This window comes from Halomonas sp. IOP_14, from assembly GCF_021021315.1.
Classification (GTDB): Bacteria; Pseudomonadota; Gammaproteobacteria; order Pseudomonadales; family Halomonadaceae; genus Vreelandella; species Vreelandella titanicae.
The window spans coordinates 35,267-52,587 of sequence record NZ_JAINWD010000011.1 but is presented as its reverse complement, the minus strand read 5'-3'; the positions used below and the strand labels follow the sequence as shown (position 1 = coordinate 52,587).

General features: G+C 57.4%; 17 protein-coding genes and 1 riboswitch. Of the genes, 8 read left to right on the top strand and 9 right to left on the bottom strand.

Going from position 1 to position 17,321, the window contains the following annotated elements:
• Positions 1-13: 13 nt before the first annotated feature.
• The 8 genes from K7H09_RS10760 to edd form a co-directional block, all read right to left on the bottom strand.
• Entirely contained in the window at positions 14-634 is a 621-nt protein-coding gene (locus tag K7H09_RS10760) for a 2-dehydro-3-deoxy-6-phosphogalactonate aldolase (protein ID WP_268747808.1), read from the bottom strand.
• A 7-nt stretch (positions 635-641) separates the two neighbouring features.
• Positions 642-1,640, bottom strand: a complete 999-nt coding sequence (locus K7H09_RS10755) for a 2-dehydro-3-deoxygalactonokinase (protein ID WP_041158618.1) — start codon at positions 1,638-1,640, stop codon at positions 642-644.
• Between the two features lie 3 nt (positions 1,641-1,643).
• Positions 1,644-2,792: a galactonate dehydratase gene (gene dgoD / locus K7H09_RS10750; RefSeq protein WP_041158617.1), complete on the bottom strand. Its 1,149-nt coding sequence runs from the start codon at positions 2,790-2,792 to the stop codon at positions 1,644-1,646.
• A 43-nt stretch (positions 2,793-2,835) separates the two neighbouring features.
• A complete protein-coding gene (locus K7H09_RS10745) occupies positions 2,836-3,555 on the bottom strand; it encodes a FadR/GntR family transcriptional regulator (RefSeq protein ID WP_041158616.1) in 720 nt (239 codons plus the stop codon).
• A 181-nt stretch (positions 3,556-3,736) separates the two neighbouring features.
• The gene (locus K7H09_RS10740) at positions 3,737-4,684 is read right to left on the bottom strand and encodes a carbohydrate kinase family protein (protein WP_041158615.1); all 948 of its coding nucleotides are present in this window, start codon (positions 4,682-4,684) and stop codon (positions 3,737-3,739) included.
• Positions 4,685-4,721: 37 nt separating this feature from the next.
• Positions 4,722-5,591, bottom strand: coding sequence for an aldo/keto reductase (locus tag K7H09_RS10735; RefSeq protein ID WP_041158614.1), 870 nt, complete (start codon positions 5,589-5,591; stop codon positions 4,722-4,724).
• 35 nt (positions 5,592-5,626) lie between these two features.
• Entirely contained in the window at positions 5,627-6,592 is a 966-nt protein-coding gene (gene glk, locus K7H09_RS10730; protein WP_041158613.1) for a glucokinase, read from the bottom strand.
• The gene (gene edd / locus K7H09_RS10725; RefSeq protein WP_022523045.1) at positions 6,592-8,481 is read right to left on the bottom strand and encodes a phosphogluconate dehydratase; all 1,890 of its coding nucleotides are present in this window, start codon (positions 8,479-8,481) and stop codon (positions 6,592-6,594) included. Before edd ends, glk begins: the two co-directional genes overlap by 1 nt.
• Positions 8,482-8,762: 281 nt before the next feature.
• On the opposite strand from edd, the gene cobT reads away from it, so the two are divergent.
• Genes cobT through K7H09_RS10690 form a run of 7 tightly spaced genes read left to right on the top strand, consistent with a single transcriptional unit; the run spans position 8,763 to position 14,258 of the window.
• Positions 8,763-9,812, top strand: coding sequence for a nicotinate-nucleotide--dimethylbenzimidazole phosphoribosyltransferase (gene cobT / locus K7H09_RS10720; protein ID WP_041158612.1), 1,050 nt, complete (start codon positions 8,763-8,765; stop codon positions 9,810-9,812).
• On the top strand, positions 9,809-10,813 hold the full coding sequence (cbiB, locus tag K7H09_RS10715; RefSeq protein ID WP_041158611.1) for an adenosylcobinamide-phosphate synthase CbiB: 1,005 nt from the start codon (positions 9,809-9,811) through the stop codon (positions 10,811-10,813). The genes cobT and cbiB overlap by 4 nt, the downstream gene beginning before the upstream one ends.
• Entirely contained in the window at positions 10,810-11,958 is a 1,149-nt protein-coding gene (gene cobD / locus K7H09_RS10710; RefSeq protein ID WP_052475637.1) for a threonine-phosphate decarboxylase CobD, read from the top strand. The genes cbiB and cobD overlap by 4 nt, the downstream gene beginning before the upstream one ends.
• Entirely contained in the window at positions 11,955-12,524 is a 570-nt protein-coding gene (locus tag K7H09_RS10705) for a bifunctional adenosylcobinamide kinase/adenosylcobinamide-phosphate guanylyltransferase (RefSeq protein ID WP_041158610.1), read from the top strand. The genes cobD and K7H09_RS10705 overlap by 4 nt, the downstream gene beginning before the upstream one ends.
• On the top strand, positions 12,521-13,291 hold the full coding sequence (gene cobS, locus K7H09_RS10700; protein ID WP_141440929.1) for an adenosylcobinamide-GDP ribazoletransferase: 771 nt from the start codon (positions 12,521-12,523) through the stop codon (positions 13,289-13,291). Before K7H09_RS10705 ends, cobS begins: the two co-directional genes overlap by 4 nt.
• Positions 13,228-13,881, top strand: coding sequence for a histidine phosphatase family protein (locus tag K7H09_RS10695; RefSeq protein ID WP_041158608.1), 654 nt, complete (start codon positions 13,228-13,230; stop codon positions 13,879-13,881). The genes cobS and K7H09_RS10695 overlap by 64 nt, the downstream gene beginning before the upstream one ends.
• Positions 13,833-14,258, top strand: a complete 426-nt coding sequence (locus K7H09_RS10690; RefSeq protein WP_041158607.1) for a bifunctional adenosylcobinamide kinase/adenosylcobinamide-phosphate guanylyltransferase — start codon at positions 13,833-13,835, stop codon at positions 14,256-14,258. The genes K7H09_RS10695 and K7H09_RS10690 overlap by 49 nt, the downstream gene beginning before the upstream one ends.
• Positions 14,259-14,405: 147 nt before the next feature.
• Here K7H09_RS10690 and K7H09_RS10685 read toward each other — a convergent pair whose 3' ends face one another.
• Positions 14,406-15,023, bottom strand: a complete 618-nt coding sequence (locus tag K7H09_RS10685; RefSeq protein WP_041158606.1) for a hypothetical protein — start codon at positions 15,021-15,023, stop codon at positions 14,406-14,408.
• A gap of 74 nt (positions 15,024-15,097) precedes the next feature.
• Positions 15,098-15,327, top strand: a riboswitch (cobalamin riboswitch).
• A 156-nt stretch (positions 15,328-15,483) separates the two neighbouring features.
• On the opposite strand from K7H09_RS10685, the gene K7H09_RS10680 reads away from it, so the two are divergent.
• Positions 15,484-17,304, top strand: coding sequence for a TonB-dependent receptor domain-containing protein (locus K7H09_RS10680; protein ID WP_230804621.1), 1,821 nt, complete (start codon positions 15,484-15,486; stop codon positions 17,302-17,304).
• The last annotated feature ends 17 nt before the right edge of the window (positions 17,305-17,321 follow it).

Genomic DNA, 17,321 nt, shown 5'->3' with positions numbered 1-17,321 from the left:
TTGTTGGTTCTCCTTATTGTTCTCCTGCTAACCAGGCATCGACGAGGGCTTGAGCTTGTTTCCCCACCTGAGAGGCGCTTTGGCCAGGTTTGTATAATGCGCTGCCCAGACCTGCACCATCGACACCCGCTGCGCGCCATTCGGCGAAGTTATCGACTCCAGCGCCGCCGACGGCATACAAAAGTGTGCCTGCCGGTAGCACGGCGCGTACTGCTTTCATTCCTTCTAAGCCTACCTGCACCGCGGGGAAGAGTTTAAGCCCGGTAGCACCTGCATCCAGCGCATCGAATGCTTCTGAAGGCGTCACAATGCCCGGCCAGCTGGCCATGCCGAGCTTATGCGTTTCTTCAATCACCGCTGGTCGACAGTTGGGAGAAACGATTAAGCGCCCACCAGCAGCGTGAACTTCACGCACCTGAGCTGGAGTGAGCACCGTGCCTGCTCCAATGACCGCGCGCTCGCCAAATGCGTCGACCAAGCGGCGAATGCTCTCCAGCGGGTTGGGTGAGTTAAGCGGTACCTCAATCTGGGTGATACCCGCAACCAGCACCGCTTCCGCGATATCCACGGCCTCATCAGGCGTTACACCGCGTAAAATTCCAATCAGTGGCAGTGACATAGCCAATTTCTCCATGCTTAATTTATGTTAACGCGCGATGGGCGAGGCGCAGGCCCGCTAAGACAGCGGTGTCGCCATCCACATGTTTTGTCTGATAGCCGATCGCATTGAGTGCCAACGTGTAGCGCTGGCTCAGCGTTTGGTTGCCAATCAGCGTGATTGGCTTATCGCTGGGGCATTCACGGCAGGCGCCAGCAAGCTCAAGGCCAATGGCGAGCCCAGAGAGCCTGGCCGCAAGAACGGCCCCGCGCGTGTCGCCAGCAGGTAGCCGGCCATCGAGTAAATCTTGCGCGCGCAGGCCGAACAGGCGGCTACTAAAGGTTTCGGGGGCTTGATGAATATCGCTGACGGCCGAAATAAAAGTCTCACGGCAAGCTGCATCGTTAAGATCATCCTTTGCCGCTGAAGGTGATAAAACGGAATGCTTCAGCACCGACTGGTTGGCGAGCAGTTGGTAAAGCTCGCCGGTCAGGTAGGTCGAAAACCCGCTCACCGCGCCCGCTTCCAGGGTTGCCCATTTGGCGTGAGTGCCGGGCAGGCAGGCGAGGCCAGTAAAATCTGGCGAATCAGCGACGAGCCCTGCCAACTGGGTCTCTTCACCGCGCATCACATCAAAGTGAGTCGCGGTACCACGGGTTTGGCTTAAACCAGGCAGCAGGTAAACACCTAGCTGGTCACCCGTAAGCGTTGGCGTCACTGCGCCTTGGCTAAGCTGGTCAAGCCGCGTGGGTACCGGCAAATAGGCGGCTTCCAACCAGCCCTGGCGAGCGCCTGCCATACCGCACACCATCACCTTCGTCGTACCGGTGGTGGGTAGCCAATCGCCCACCAATCGCAGCAGCTCGGCTTCGTACTTGTCGGCCTTTAGCGACAGCATGCCCTTGTCACTACTGGCTTGGGCAATCACTTGGTCGTGTTGATCCAGCCCCCAGACGCGCAGATTGCTGGAGCCCCAGTCAACGGCAATCCAGGTTAATTGACCTGCAATGTCAGGTGTTTCACTCATCTCGGTTGATCCCATGGCTTACCACTCCGCAATAGAGCCATCTTCATGAGTCCAGACCGGGTTGCGCCAGCGGTGGCCCACCTTGGCGCGCTCCTCAACGAACTCCTCGTTGATCTCGACACCCAGGCCTGGGCCTTGGGGAATGGCGCAGAATCCGTCTTCAATGGCGAGGGCGGATTTATCGACCAGGTAATCGAGGACGTCGTTGCCCTGGTTGTAGTGAATGCCCATGCTCTGCTCTTGGATAAAGGCGTTGTGGCTGACCGCATCCAGCTGTAAAGAGGCGGCCAGGGTTAACGGGCCGAGCGGGCAGTGGGGCGCTAAGGCGACGTCATAAGCGGAGGCCAGGGCGGCGATTTTGAGACCTTCGCTAATGCCGCCACAGTGGGAAATATCCGGCTGGATAATGTCGATCATGCCGTCGGCCAGCAAATCCCGGAACTGGAAGCGGGTATGCAGCCGCTCGCCAGTTGCCAATGGGTAGCCCAAACCACCGGCAATATCTTTCAAGCAGGGCAGATGTTCAGGGGCGACCGGCTCTTCCACAAACATGGGGTGAAAGGGTTCTAGCTCGCGCAGCAGTGCTTTGGCCATAGGGCGGTGCACGCGGCCATGAAAGTCGATGCCGATGCCTACATCTGGCCCAACGGCGTTGCGGGCTTCTGCCACTCGGGCAACGGCTTCATCGACCTTGCGGTGTGAGTCGACGATTTGCAGCTCGGGGGTGCCGTTCATTTTAAAAGCCGTGAAGCCTTTTTCGACCAGCGCTTTGGCACCAGCGCCTACGTCGCTTGGGCGGTCGCCGCCCGTCCAGGCATACATGCGCATTTTGTCGCGCACGGCACCGCCTAACAGCTGGTGAACGGGCACACCCAGGTCGCGACCTTTAAGATCCCACAGTGCCTGATCAATACCGGCAATTGCACTCATCAGAATCGGCCCGCCGCGGTAAAAACCGGCGCGGTACATGATGTTCCAAAGATGCTCAATGCGGTGCGGATCCTGACCGATCAGGTAGTCGGAAAGCTCGTGTACGGCGGCTTCAACGGTAGCGGCACGGCCTTCAACCACCGGTTCGCCCCAGCCGTAGCAGCCTTCATCGGTTTCGATCTTGAGAAACAGCCAGCGCGGGGGGACTTGCCAGGTCTTGAGTTTGGTAATTTTCATGTTCGGTCATCCTTCTGAATAGAAAGTATTCATTGAGTAATTGTCAGTTGACGATGCCAAGGTCGATAGCCGTGCGGCGCAGCACTTCTCTGGCGGCGGTTTCTGCGGCGCTGGCATCGTGGCTGCGGATAGCGTCAAGTACCTGGCGGTGGCGCGCGAGACTGTCGTCCAGGGTGTCCGTGCGGTGTTGCGAGCGATGTATTAGCGCCATGATCGAAGGGCGCAATAAATGGCCCATTTGCCGCCAGACTAAATTGTGGCTGGCCCGGTAGGTGGCGTCGTGAAAGGCGACATCGTACTCGGCATGCTCAGCACGCGCTTCAACACTGCCTGCGCTGCTCTCCATGCCTGCATAGGCGCTCTCCAGACGTTCTATGTCTTCAGCCTGAGCTGCCTGGGCAGCGAGTCCTGCGACCACCGGTTCAGCAGAAAAACGAAAGGCGTAAATGGCCCTTACCAACTGCGGGTCAAGGTTGACCAGCCCGGTCATCCATTCGCTCATCAGTGGGTCGAGTAGATGCCAATCGCCCATCTCGCGAACCAGCGTGCCACGGCCCGCGGTGCGCTCTAATAAACCCGCAGCGGTGAGGCTGGTGAGTGCGTTACGCACTTGGTTTCGGCTAACGGCAAAGTGTTTACCGATATCCAGCTCACGGGGGAAAACATCACCTGGCTGCCAATGGCCTGCCAGCAGCGCTTGGGCGAGTAAACGGGCTAACTGTTCAGCGCCACCCTGGTGGGGCGGTAGAGCGTCCAGCGTCATCGGTCATCTCTTGTTCTTTATTGGATAAACCCTAGTCTAGTAAATGTCTGACATTTCCACAAGCGAGCCGCTTTAGACAAAAGTCCGAATTAGATTGGCGACGAGTCGCCCCCTAGGAAGCATAAAAAAAGCGCGCCTGTGTGGGACGCGCCATTTGTTAATGGGTTATAGCTTTACTTGCTTAGCCAATATCCGCTCGCGTTGGCAGCGCTGCGTAAGCGCCTGGCCGGGTGACCGCATGGGCGCCACAGCGGCAGGCGGTATTCACTGCGCTGAGTAGAAAATCCGTATCGCTCTGCCAGTGTTCATTGATGCCGTGGGCCGAGAGCTCCGCCAACAGCCCGCCAATAAAGGCGTCGCCCCCGGCGGTGGTGTCGACCGCTTCCACTTTGGGTGGCGCAATGCGCTGGTCGATGCCGACGCCTTTGATTACGACATCATTGGGGCCGTCGGTAATCAAAATAACTTTTACCCCTGCCGCAAGCCGCTCTGAAAGCCACGATTCTGCAGGATGATCGGCGCGCAAGTAGTCGAGCTCTTCCTGGGAGAGCTTGAGCAGCTCAGCGCCGTCTAGCAGCTGTGTGACTAAGCTGGCATCGGCTTCGCCGCCGGGCCACAGGTTGTGGCGTAGGTTGGCATCTACACTGACCAGGCAGCCTGCGCGCTTGGCCATGGTGGCCATCGCCAGGGTAACGTCGGCGATCTCTGGGTCGGTTAGGCTGTTACTGCACAAGTGCAGAATGGCAGGGTTCTCGAATACGCCATGGGGTAAATGCTCAAGGCGATAAAGCAGGTCAGCAGCGGGCGGGCGATAGAAATCAAAAGTGCGTTCGCCCACGTCATCCCGGGAAACGAACGCCAGCGCCGTGCGGGCTTCTTGGGTAAATACCACGCCGCTGGTGTCGACACCGTGGCTTTTGAGTTCACGCACCAAAAAATGCCCGAACGTATCGTCGCCCGTCATGCCTAAAAATTGGCTAGGAACGCCCAAGCGGGCGCAGGCGACCGCCACGTTAGCGGGAGCACCACCGGCGTAGGGTGTAAAGGTTTCCTGGGCATCTGTAGCCGCCCCTAAACGGCTGGAGAGCATATCAACCAGCGCTTCCCCAAACGCGATAACTGGCGTCATTATTGGCTCCTTAGTGTAATTGTTTGCAAAGACGGGTTTATGCCACGCAGTGGCCGCGGGCGGCTTCCAGCAATTCATACCACACTTCTCGGGGTAGCGTGGCAGGGCCCTTTAGCATGTCGCTGATTCGGTCAGGTTTAATGCTGCCAATCACCGGTACTGGCGAGTTAGGAAGACTACGCAGCCATGCCAGCGCTAAAGCGCTGGGGGAGCTATCAAGCTTTGTCGCCCACTTAGCCAAACATTCGCCAACGGCGCCTTGCATCAGTTGCCCGCCTGCCAGAGGCGACCACGCCATGGGGGCGTGGTCATCGGCACATAGTTCATCAAAGCTGCCGTCAAACAGCGGCGTTGTGTGGGTAATCGAGAGCTCGATTTGGTTGGCTGATAAGCGGTGATGCATGGCGCCCTGCAAGCGCCGCCACTGGCTGGGCAGGTGGTTGGAAACCCCTGCAGCGCCAATTTTGCCTGCTTCAATGGCGTCGTCCAGCGCGCGGCCGGTCGCTTCTGCGTTCATCAGCAGATCGGGACGATGAATCAGGAAATGGTCGAGGCGTTCGACATTCAAACGCACAAGTGAGGCATCAATGGCACTATTAAGATAAGCAGGGCTAGCGTTGTAGTGCTTTACCTTACCCGAACCGGGGGCGGGGTTGTCGTTAGCGATACTCGCTTTAGTGACGACATTAACCCGCTGAGCCAGGGCAGGGCGCGCCCGTAGCGCGGCGCCAAAAAGCGTCTCTCCTTGGCCGCTGCCGTAAATGTCCGCATGGTCAAACCAGTTAAGGCCCTGCTCCAGGCGCGCTTCGATCCATTCTGCTAATCGCTCGGGTTCGTGCATGGCGGGTGTTTCGTGCAGACGCATCATGCCGAGTAAAAGCGGCACATCAAAGGTGGCGGCGGGCATAGCAGGTTCCGTATTGATGTTGTTAGAAGTTGTGATCAGAAAACCTCTTCGTTATGCAGTGCTTCGGCGGCACCTAACAGGCCCGTCCAGGGCGCAGTCACCACCCACACGGGAATGTCAGCGTTATAAGCGCCCATACGGCCTTTATTGACAAAGGCGGCGCGCAGCTCGCTTTTTGGCAGCCACTCAAGCAAGCGCGGGAGAATACCACCGCATAGATAAACCCCACCCCTTGCGCCCATGGTCAAGGTGGCGTCGCCGCACACATCGCCAAGAATTTTTAGAAAGCGCAGCAGGGCAGTAGTGGCGAGGCTATCGCCTTCATTGGCCGCTGTGGTCACCTCGGCTGGGCTAGTTAAGTGCGGCTCAACTCCCTCAAGGGTGCAGTAGGCTTGATAAAGCTCCAATAAACCCTGACCGCATAAGATGCGTTCTACGCTCACCCGTTTGTGGCGCTGCAGAAATACATCCAGCAGTGCCTGCTCGGTACTGTCCGTGGGGGCAAAGGTGACGTGTCCGCCTTCGGTGGGCAGCGGAATCCAGGCGTGTTGTCCAGGAAATACCCCGGCAACGCCCAGCCCAGTGCCTGGGCCGATAATTAAGCGTGTGGAGTGTGCCTGGGTTTGCCCCGGCTGAACTTCGACCAAATCACTGGATGCCACATGGGGAACGCCCAGCGCCTGGGCGGTAAAATCGTTTATGACCTTGAATAGCGCTAGATTCAACTGTTGCTGAACGTCACTTTTCAAAAAATCCCAATGGTTATTGGTCATTTTGACCCGTTCAGCGTGAACGGGGCATGCGAAGGCTAAACACGCCTCTTGGGGCGCGTTGTCACCGGTGGCGCCCACGCGCCCCAGATAATCCTGCACCGCTTCCACGACGCCAGGGTAGTCGGCGCAGGGTAGGTTCAATATATCGTGCGGGGTTATTTCACCGGGAGAGACCAGCGCCAAGCGTGCGTTGGTTCCCCCGATATCGCCGATGAGTGCCGGTCGCATCAGGCATCCTCTTCTGAGATTTGCCCCTGCTGACGGGCGAGATCATCGGCTTCAAAGCCACCGAATACACCAGCGCCTTCTTCACCGCGCATGGCCAGGTGGCGGAAGCCCCCAAACAGCTCGCGACCCAAGCCCACGTGGTAGTGATCCAGGTTGCCAATGGCCAGTTCCCGTTTAGCCCAGGTGGCGGGGTCGACTTTGGCTTCGAGCGTACCGGCGTTGGCATCCAGACGTACAATATCGCCATCACGCAGTTTGGCCAGCGGGCCGCCGTCCAGGGCTTCGGGGCTCATGTGAATGGAGGCGGGTACTTTGCCTGATGCACCCGACATGCGGCCATCGGTGACCAGTGCCACTTTAAAGCCACGATCCTGCAGTACGCCCAGGAAGGGGGTTAGCTTATGCAGCTCGGGCATGCCGTTGGCTTTGGGTCCCTGGAAGCGAACCACCACAATCACGTCGCGATCCAAGTCGCCGGATTCGAAGGAGGCTTTCATTTCGTTTTGATCTTCGAAGATCTTCACCGGCGCTTCTACCACGCGATGCTCTTCCGTCACTGCGGAGACTTTGATCACACCGCGACCCAGATTGCCTTTCATGACCGTCAAGCCACCCGTCGGCGCGAACGGTGTCGCTACCGGGCTGAGCACGTCTTCATCAAGGCTTTTTTCGGGGCCTTCGTGCCAAACGATTTTGCCATCTTCAAGGAACGGCTCTTGGGTGTAGGCGGTTAGGTCGGTGCCGAATACGGTGGGAATATCGCCGTGAATCAAGCCCGCGCCCAGCAGTTCGCGGAACAGGTAACTCATGCCGCCCGCTGCTTGGAAGTGGTTGATATCTGCCTGGCCGTTGGGGTAAACCCGCATCAGACTGGGGGTGACCGCCGAAAGGTCGGTGAAGTCGTCCCAGTTGAGGGTAATGCCCGCAGCGGCGGCCATGGCGATCAGGTGCATCGTGTGGTTGGTTGAACCACCGGAAGCCAGCAAGCCCACCACGGCGTTAACAATCGCGCGCTCATCAATCTGCTTATAGAACGGGCGGTAGTCGCCACCGGGTTCGGTGTTGCGGATCGCCTGCTCGGTGGCATAGCGCGTCAACGCTTCGCGCATTTCGGTGCCTGGGTTTACAAAAGAAGTGCCGGGCAGGTGTAGGCCCATCATCTCCATCATTAGCTGGTTGGAGTTGGCGGTGCCGTAGAACGTACAGGTGCCGGGGCTGTGGTAAGAGTCAGACTCGGCTTCGAGCAGCTCAGCACGGCCGACCTTGCCCTCGGCATAGAGCTGGCGAATGCGCGCCTTCTCTTTATTGGGTAAGCCGCTGGGCATGGGGCCCGCGGGTACAAACATGGCGGGCAGATGGCCAAAACGCGCCGCGCCAATAAACAGACCCGGCACGATCTTGTCGCACACGCCCAGATACAGCGCGGCATCAAACATATTATGCGAGAGACCTACGGCGGTGGCCATGGCAATCACATCCCGGGAAAACAGCGATAGCTCCATGCCCGGCTGGCCCTGGGTGACACCGTCACACATGGCCGGAACGCCACCGGCAAACTGGGCGGTAGAACCCATGGCACTGGCGGCTGCTTTAATCGTTTCAGGAAACGTCTCAAACGGCTGGTGCGCCGAGAGCATATCGTTGTAGGACGAGATAATGCCCAGGTTGGCGCTATTCATTAGCTTGAGTTCGTTTTTATCACGCGGGTTACAGGCCGCGAAACCGTGAGCCAGGTTGCCGCAGCTTAGCTCAGCACGGTGCACGCCACGTTTGTGCTGGTCAGCCATGCGCCGCTCGTAGAGGGCGCGACGCTCAGCAGAACGCTCACGAATGCGCTGGGTAACCTCAGCAACGGTGGGGTTTAACGTAGCAGGTGTTGAGCTCGGCATAGGGACCTCTGCATGATAGAGACGGTGAGTGAAGCTTGTAGTTATTTTACATTTTTTGGCGTCGAAATAAGAGACTTTACGGCAATAAAAACCACATTTGTAGTTTTATTACTCGAATGTGAGGTGGCAAATACGCCACGCGAAATATCTAAATAAAGCCTTAACATCCTGACAGGGTGGAAGACCCGCTAATGAAATAGCAAGTATAGCACTCAGGCTTTTGCTACCATTTTGCGCTTTGCCTTTGAATGTTTGATGACCCCTAGTGGGCTGGAGCCTGCATGCACGCCATTGTTGACCACATTCAGTCAGTTGATCTCAATGCCGGTGAAGAAACGCGTCGTTACTTGGATACGTTGACCAAGCCGCCAGGTAGTTTGGGTGCCTTGGAAGAGCTGGCTATTCAACTGAGCGCCATAACCGGTGAACTCAAGCCCAGCGTGACGCCGCCTGCGGTGGTTGTGTTTGCCGCCGATCACGGAGTTGCTGATGAGGGGGTGTCAGCTTTCCCCCAAGCAGTGACCGCTCAGATGGTGGCCAACTTTGCCAACGGTGGGGCGGCGATTAATGTCTTCGCCCGTCAGATAGGCGCGCAGGTCGAGATTGTGGATGTGGGCGTTGCTTCGCCTTTAACACTGCCTGGGGTGACCTCCGCCAAGGTGCGCCATGGCACCGCCAATATGGTGTTAGAAGACGCGATGCAATGTGATCAAGCCATAGCCGCGATTGATGTGGGTATTGCGGCCGTTAATCGAGCAAAAAGGGCAGGTGCAAAGTGCATTATGGTGGGTGAAATGGGCATCGCCAATACCACTGCCAGCAGCGCAATGTTGGCGGTGCTGACGGGTGAGTCAGTGGCAAGCGTGGTGGGCGCCGGAACCGGGATTAACCCTCAGCAGCAGGCGTACAAAGTGGCGGTGATTGAACGCGCTATTGCTGCGCGCAGCGCTGACCCTCAGGTGCCTTTAGAGGTGCTGGCCAAGTTGGGTGGTCTGGAAATAGCCGCTATGACCGGTGCTTATCTGGCAGCAGCAGCCCAGCGTTTACCGGCCATTGTGGATGGCTTTATTGCCACCGTCGCAGCGCTAACCGCTTGCCGTCTATGCCCCGCCGTTCGTGACTATCTGATTTTTGGTCATCGCTCCCAGGAGCCAGGCCATGATGTGGCATTAAAAGCGTTGGAGGCCAAGCCGCTTCTCGATATGGGCATGCGGCTAGGGGAAGGCAGTGGTGCTGCGCTGGCGTATCCATTGCTGCAAGCGGCGACAGCGATGGTGGCGGAAATGGCTACCTTTACCGATGCCGGTGTTAGCGATAAGGCATCACCATGATCCCAGGCGCCACTTTTGGCGGTATTGTTCTGATCATCTTCGCGACCGCCATTGATTTAGTGGTTGGCGATCCGCGCTCGCTGCCACATCCGGTGGTGCTGATGGGGCGCTTTATCAGTGCTTTTGAGCGGCTGTGGAATCGTGGAACTGCACAGCAGCGCAAAGTTAGTGGCTTCCTGCTAACCATTATTGTCGTCGGTGGTGTATGGGGTATTAGCGGGCTAACGCTGGCGCTGCTGGAACGCTTGCACCCAGGGCTAGCGCTGATCGCCGAGCTTTGGCTGCTCTCTACTACGCTGGCGATCAAAGGTCTGGGCGATGCGGCCCGCGCCGTGATCCAACCGCTTACTCAAGGCGATTTGCCTGCTGCCCGCAAGGCGCTGGGGATGATTGTCGGCCGCGATACGCAAAATCTAGACGAAGCGGAGATTACTCGGGGCACGGTGGAAACCGTGGCGGAAAATACCGTTGACGGCATCACCGCGCCGCTATTTTTCGCGCTTATCGGCGGGGCGCCGCTAGCGCTGGCCTACAAGGCAGTCAATACTCTTGATTCGATGGTAGGCTACAAAAACCAGCGCTATGCCGATTTTGGCTTTGCCTCTGCCAAGCTAGACGATCTAGCTAACTGGGTACCCGCACGCTTAACCGCGCTGTGTCTATGGCTTGCAGGCTTGCTATTAAGTCTTTCAGGTGTTGTACGATTGCGTTGGCAAGGCGCACTGTGGGGCACCTTCCGCGATGCTCCGCGCCACCCCAGCCCCAACGCCGGTTGGCCAGAAGCCATGGTGGCCCGTTTGCTCGGCGTGCAGCTGGGCGGCACCAATTTCTATGGAGGCGAGGTCTCACACCGTGCGACCTTGGGCGAGCCGCTTGAGCAACTGCGTGTTGCCCATATCAGCACCACACTTCGTTTAATGCACGGCGCCTGGATACTGTTTATGTTGCTGCTTGCTGGGGTAATAGTTGGATTGATGTTTATGCTGCGAGGATCGCTATGAGTACTCCTCTATTGCCCAACGCTCCATGGCCCAGCTCTCCATGGCCCAGCCATGGCGGCCAGGCCGAGACACTGCTGGCCCATTTCGGCTTGCCCGCCGATCACCGCCTGGACGACTTTAGTGCCAACCTTAACCCCTTGGGGCCTCCGGCGTGGGTTAGCGATTGGCTGGCTAAGCAACTGGCAGGTCTTGAACGCTACCCCGCGCCGGATTACGCCGCTGCACGTCAGGCCATCGCCACCCATCACCAGCTTCAGCCCGAACAGGTACTGCTCACCAACGGTGGCGCTGAGGCAATTTTCCTCGCCGCCGCGCTGCATGCAGGTAAGCGAGCGGCGATTATTACCCCGAGCTTTGGCGAGTATGCCCGCGCTTGCCGTGCCCATCGGCTTTCAATCAGTGAGATCGAGCTGCCCGCGCCGCACTTCACGGTGGATATAGACGCGCTAACGGCTGGGCTTAACGACATTGATGTGCTGTTTCTATGCCGCCCCAATAATCCGACCGCTACGCTTATCGATATTTCAGCAATGGAAGACCTGTTGAATTACACCGCTGCGATGGGTTGCCGCGTTGTGGTCGACGAAGCCTTTATCGACATGGTGGGTGAGACGTCACAAGCGTCGTCGTTGGTGCCGCTACTGGCGCGCTACCCGCATCTGCTGCTGCTCCACTCAATGACCAAATTTTATACCCTGCCGGGGCTCCGGCTGGGCTACCTGCTGGCGGATGCGGCCACGGTTCAAGCGGCACAGGCTCACCAGCCACCTTGGAGTGTCAATCACCTCGCGGCTGAACTGGTGGCACCATTGCTGGCAGATGATGCCTTTGCCCGGCGCACCCAGCGGTGGTTGGCCAGCGAGCGCTCGCGCATGGCTGAGGCGCTTGCTCAACTAGGGCTGGAAGTCGTGCCCAGCCAGGCTTGTTTTTTTCTTATCCGGCCCTGTGCCGCGCAGGCAATCACCAGTGATGCGTTGTTTGAGCAGCTCCTACGCCGGGGTGTTTTAGTGCGTCATACCCATAATTTTGCCGGGCTCAATGGTGATTGGCTGCGGGTAGCGCTGCGCGATGCCCCTGCTAATCGACGGCTGATAAGCGTGTTGAAACATGTTTTAGAAAATGTTTTGGAAAAAGGAACTGCATGATTGTCTTTGTTAGCGGCGGGGCGCGTTCCGGCAAAAGTGATATCGCCGAGCAGCTAGCAGTGAGTGCAGCAGGCAGTTCGCCCTGTTACTACTTAGCCACCGCAGACATATACGACGACGAGATGGCTGAGCGGGTGGCGCGTCATCGTCAATCCAGGCAAGGGCAGTGGCACACCGTTCAATGGAAAACGCTAGAGGCACCGCTGCATATTGATCGAGCGATTGCCAAGGTGCCTGATGGTGGCGCCGTGCTGCTGGATTGCTTAACGCTATGGGCAAGCCAAGTCCTGTACGCCAGTAAACTAAGCGAAGAAGAAGGCTTCGCGTTGCTAGTAAACGCACTGGCTGATGCCCGCGCGCGTAGCCTTTATCTAGTGATTGTCTCCAATGATATCAACGAAGCTCTGCCGCCTACGGATGCTGAAACCTGGCGCTATCTGGCATTTCTACAGCGGGCTCACTGCTGGATAGTGGCAGAGGCCGATTCTGTACTCGAAGTCGTCGCAGGCTGTGCCATTAAGTGGAAGCATCGGCAGTGGAAGCATGAGAAGGAGGTAAACGTTTGAAAAATGCCTTGTTCGGTGTGTTGCTGGCGCTGCAGTTTCTGACCCGGATTCCGATTCCAATAGCCGTTCCCTGGACGCCTGACACCCGTCGCTGGGCAGTGCGGGCCAATCCATTAGTGGGGTTGATGATAGGGAGCTTGCTGATGCTAACAGCGTTGGCTATGCACAACGTTCCCACGCCTATCACCGCTTTAGCGGTACTAAGCGTGTGGGTAGCGCTTTCCGGTGGTTTGCATCTTGACGGCGTAATGGACATCGCCGATGCTCTGGGCAGCAATCAGCCCCTGGCGCGCCGCTGGGAGATCATGAAAGACCCACAAATTGGCAGCTTTGGAATGCTGGCGCTAGTGTTTTTACTCGCCTGGAAGGGCATTCTGCTATGGGCATTGCTGGCCTATCAGGCTCCCTTGTGGTGGCTGTTGATGCTGCCTGCGCTAGGGCGCTGGGCTGGCGTTGCGTTACTGGTGCTAACACCCTGCGCCCAGCAGAAGGGCTTGGCGTGGAGCTGGCAGCAATCGCTTAGCGGTCAGGATGTGGCGCTAGCGTTGGTGCCGATCATGCTGATAGCCCTGTTAGCGCCCGCGATAGTGTTGATGATGCTTACGGTTACTGTGTTCGTGTTACTAATCCGCTGGCTAATGTTGCGACTGTTTAACGGCATTAACGGCGATATGGTAGGCGCCACCATCGAAGGAGGAGAGCTTTGGCTACTGATCTTACTGTGGAGCTGGTGGCAGTTCGCCACGGTATCACCGCTTGGAATTTAGAGCGCCGTTATCAAGGCCAGCAGGATATTCCGCTGCTGTTTCCTGATGCTGAAGCAGGGTTGCTGGAACTGCGCGACGTACTGGCGAATGAGCGGTTCGATGCTATCTATTCAAGCGATCTTAGCCGCTGCCAGCAAACCCTGGAGTGGGCTGATGTCGCCAAGGCTGGCGTGCCGCTTGTACTTGAGCAACGCCTGCGTGAACTCGATTTTGGCGAGTACGAAGGCAAAGTTTACGATGAGCTGAAAGACTTACCCCATTACCGTGCCTGGATTGATAGCGTGGGCGAACTGCAAATTCCCGGCGGAGAATCGGCGGCCCAACTGCGTGAGCGTTTAGACGCTTGGTTGCATGACCTGGCTACGAATGGCCGCGTCGACGGCCATAAAAAGATTCTGGCCGTCACCCATGGTGGCGTGATTCGTGAGCTGCGCCGCCGCTTTGAAACGATTCATTTCTGGGACGGTACCGTGCTCCAAGCCCAAGGCAGGCGCTGGCAGCTTATTTATCAGCAAGACGACCATGGAAAAGGGGAATGGCAATGCAGCTCTTCATCGGCGGTGCCTGCGCTGGCAAACGTGACGCTGTAACCGCACGCTTTCCCACCGCAAACGGGTGGCGGCTTGATGCTGCTAAGCCCTTCAGCGATAGCCAGCAAGCACTGGTAGCCGATACGCCGCTTGTTATCACAGGTGTGCTTGAGTGGCTTAGCGTTGCACTTGAGCGTGACGATAACGATGCCCTGCGCCAGCAGTGGCAGAGCGATATGGCAGCACTCTGCCAGCGCGCCGAAGAGCTAAACGCACCGTTAATCATCATTGCCAACGAAGTTGGCCGTGGGATTGTGCCCATGCAGCCCGAACAGCGTCGCTTACGTGACCTCAATGGCTGGTTCGTTCAGGATGCCACTACTCAAGCTGAGCATGTGTGGTATGTCCGGCATGGGTTGGTAATGGCGGTTAAGTAGTTAGAAACCTCTGATTAACTACTGCGCTTGACCATACAGCGTTAAAAATCGCCTCAAAATGCTCATTTACAACCTGTAAACTCCGCTTTTTCGTTGATTTTTGCCTTGTCTGGCCTGCGCTCATCACGTTAATCAGAGGTTCCTTAGCTAAGCTTGGCTCCGCCAGCGCTGCCAGCCAATCATCAGCAGATGCACTGGCAGGTAGACTATTACGGGCCAGAGCAGCGAGAGTAGAAACAGATAGAGCAACGGGTTGAGGCTGTCCTGGGGTTGGCCGAAGGGCCCATGCACCCAATTGATATTGCGCCCGGCTTCGGTAAGCAGATAGGTCAATGGCACCACAATCCAGGTTAGCAGGGTCTGCCAAAGCAGGGCGCGGCGTGCATAGCCAAGCCTGGCTATGCCGATACCCGCCACCAGTGGTAGCACCACATGGTAGAGCGACATGGCTCGCGCCATGGGTGGATGCTCCGGGTCAAACATATACTCGGTGCCGCCGATAGGATGCACGCCAGTGAACGCCGCCGTGGCGACGTCCAGGCTCCATAAACTGCCGACTAGCGCCACCGCTAGCCATTGCATCGACATCAGGGTGCGGTGTTCACTCCACAGCGCCACCAGCAGCAGAAAACTCGCCACGTTACACAGCCAAAAGAAGTTCTGCGCTCCCAGCAGCACTACGTAGCTTGGTGCCCAGACCAGGATCCACAGTGTAAAAGCCAGCTTTAACCAGCGTGGCACACCGGCTGCCGAGAAATCGATCATGGCCGTCTCCTGTTCTGTGCACTGCCTTTACTCTAGCAGCTCATCATGAATTGACCTCTCTTGGGCAAGTTGCTAGCTTACGCCCACTCTCAGGTGCTGGCGGTGGATTAAAGCCGCTAGTGAAACGGGAAGTTGGTGAACGCCTTGCGTGATTCCAACGCTGCCCCCGCAACGGTGATCGAGATAAGAACGGCTAAGACGCCACTGTGCTAACGCACGGGAAGGTGGTCGTTCGGAAAGGCGCATTGTTAGATGCTGCCTTTCGCTCGTCAGCCCGGAGACCGGCCCGAGAGTAATGGTTCAACCTGAACCGATATATGCCGAGGCGCGGTGGGTGCTCTCAGGGCGATTAACGGTGGCGCGATGCGATCATACAGCGCGACCGAGACTCCCTTGTTTGATCCTCCGTTCGGTCAAAAAAATGCGCTGTGCGGGTGAGCACACGAGCAAGGGGTCTCACATGAACCACCGTTTCCACACCACCGCCAAACGGGCGGCGTTTAGTATGGCTGCTTTACCGCTAGCCTTTCACATCCAAGCCGAAGCCCAATACGCCGAAACAACGACCGATTTGGCCACGCTTGATCCTGTCGTCGTTACCGCTGCGTTAGCGCCCCGCACTGCTAATGAAAGCCTCTCTTCCGTTAGCGTGCTGGATGAAGCCACTTTCCGCCGCCAAGACCCCACCAGCCTGACGGATCTTCTGCGCGGCCAGCCGGGCGTTGATGTCACGAGTAACGGCAGCTTTGGCAAAAGTAGCAGCGTTTATCTACGCGGTGCGCCCAGCGATGCCTCCGTGCTCATGATTGATGGTATCCGGCTACGATCCGCCACGGCGGGCGGTGCTGCATTTCAGTACTTGGATCCGCGTATGTTTGATCGTGCGGAAATCGTGCGCGGCCCCCGCGGTAGTCTTTACGGAGCGGATGCCGTCGGCGGCGTGATACAGCTTTTTACCCCTGATGGTGATGAAGAGGGGCCGCAACCGAGAATTTCAGTCGGCGGTGGTTCATTCAATACCCAGCGGTTAAGCGCAGGCGTTTCAGGGCGCGAGGGGGGCACGCGTTACAGCTTTGCCGCTAGCCATTTCAATACCGATGGCCAACCCATTCGTCGGGGTGGTGAAGACAAAGGCTACGACAATACCTCAGCGCTAGCCCGCGTTGCGCATACCTTTGAGAGTGGCGCTGAAGTTGGCGTGTTGGCACTGCGCGCACGTGGTAACAACGAATATGACGGTGGAGAGAATGACTTCGTCCAGCAGGTAGCAGGCGTCTACGCTGAGTTGCCGGTAACTGATACGTGGCAGAGTCGACTGACCCTTAGCGAAGCCCGCGATGAGTTGGACACAATCGATAATTTCGGCGCCTCCGTTATTGATACCCGCACGCAAACCGCCCGTTGGCAGAACAACATTCAGTTTGGTGCCCATGAGTTGATCGCTGGCGCTGAAATCAGCGAAGACCGCGTTTCAAGCACCAACGATTTTGACGTTACCAGCCGTGATAACAAAGCAGTGTTTACCCAAGGGTTACTCGACTTTTCGCCGTTCGCCATTCAAGCAAGCCTGCGTTATGACGATAACGAAGCCTATGGTGATGAAGTCACCGGCAGCTTGGCGCTGGGCTACGATCTGGATAACTACCACACGCTGCGTGCCAGTGTAGGCACTGCGTTTAAAGCACCGAGCTTTAATGACCTTTATTGGCCGGATTCGGGTAACCCTGATCTCAATCCAGAAAAGTCTGAAACCGTCGAGGTGGGCGTTCGCGGCCAATACAGCCAGTGGTTCTGGGACTTGGCCGCCTTTCAAAACGACTACGACGACATGATTGCCTGGGCGCCAACGTCGAGTGGCTTATGGGCGCCGCAAAACGTTAACAGCGCGCGTATACGCGGGGCTGAGCTGTCAAGCGGCGTAGAGGTCAACGACTGGACACTCCAAGCTGCCTTCACCTACCTGGATCCGGAAGACCGGGCAACCGGCAATCGATTAGCCCGCCGGGCCACCCAGAGTGTGCGTTTGGATGCAGATAGGGAACTTGGCGATTGGTCGTTGGGGGGCTCCCTAGTAGCGCAGAGTTACCGTTACGATAACACCACCAATACCCAGCGTTTAGGAGGCTATGGGCTGGTTAACCTGCGCGCTGGCTGGCAGTTTGCGCCACTCTGGAGCGCTCGTGTTACGCTAGAAAATGCCTTTGATAAAGAGTATTCAACCACCCGTGATTACATCAACGCTGGCCGAGCAGGGTTCTTGAGTGTTCACTTTGGCCAATAGAAAAAGTGGTGTTGCGC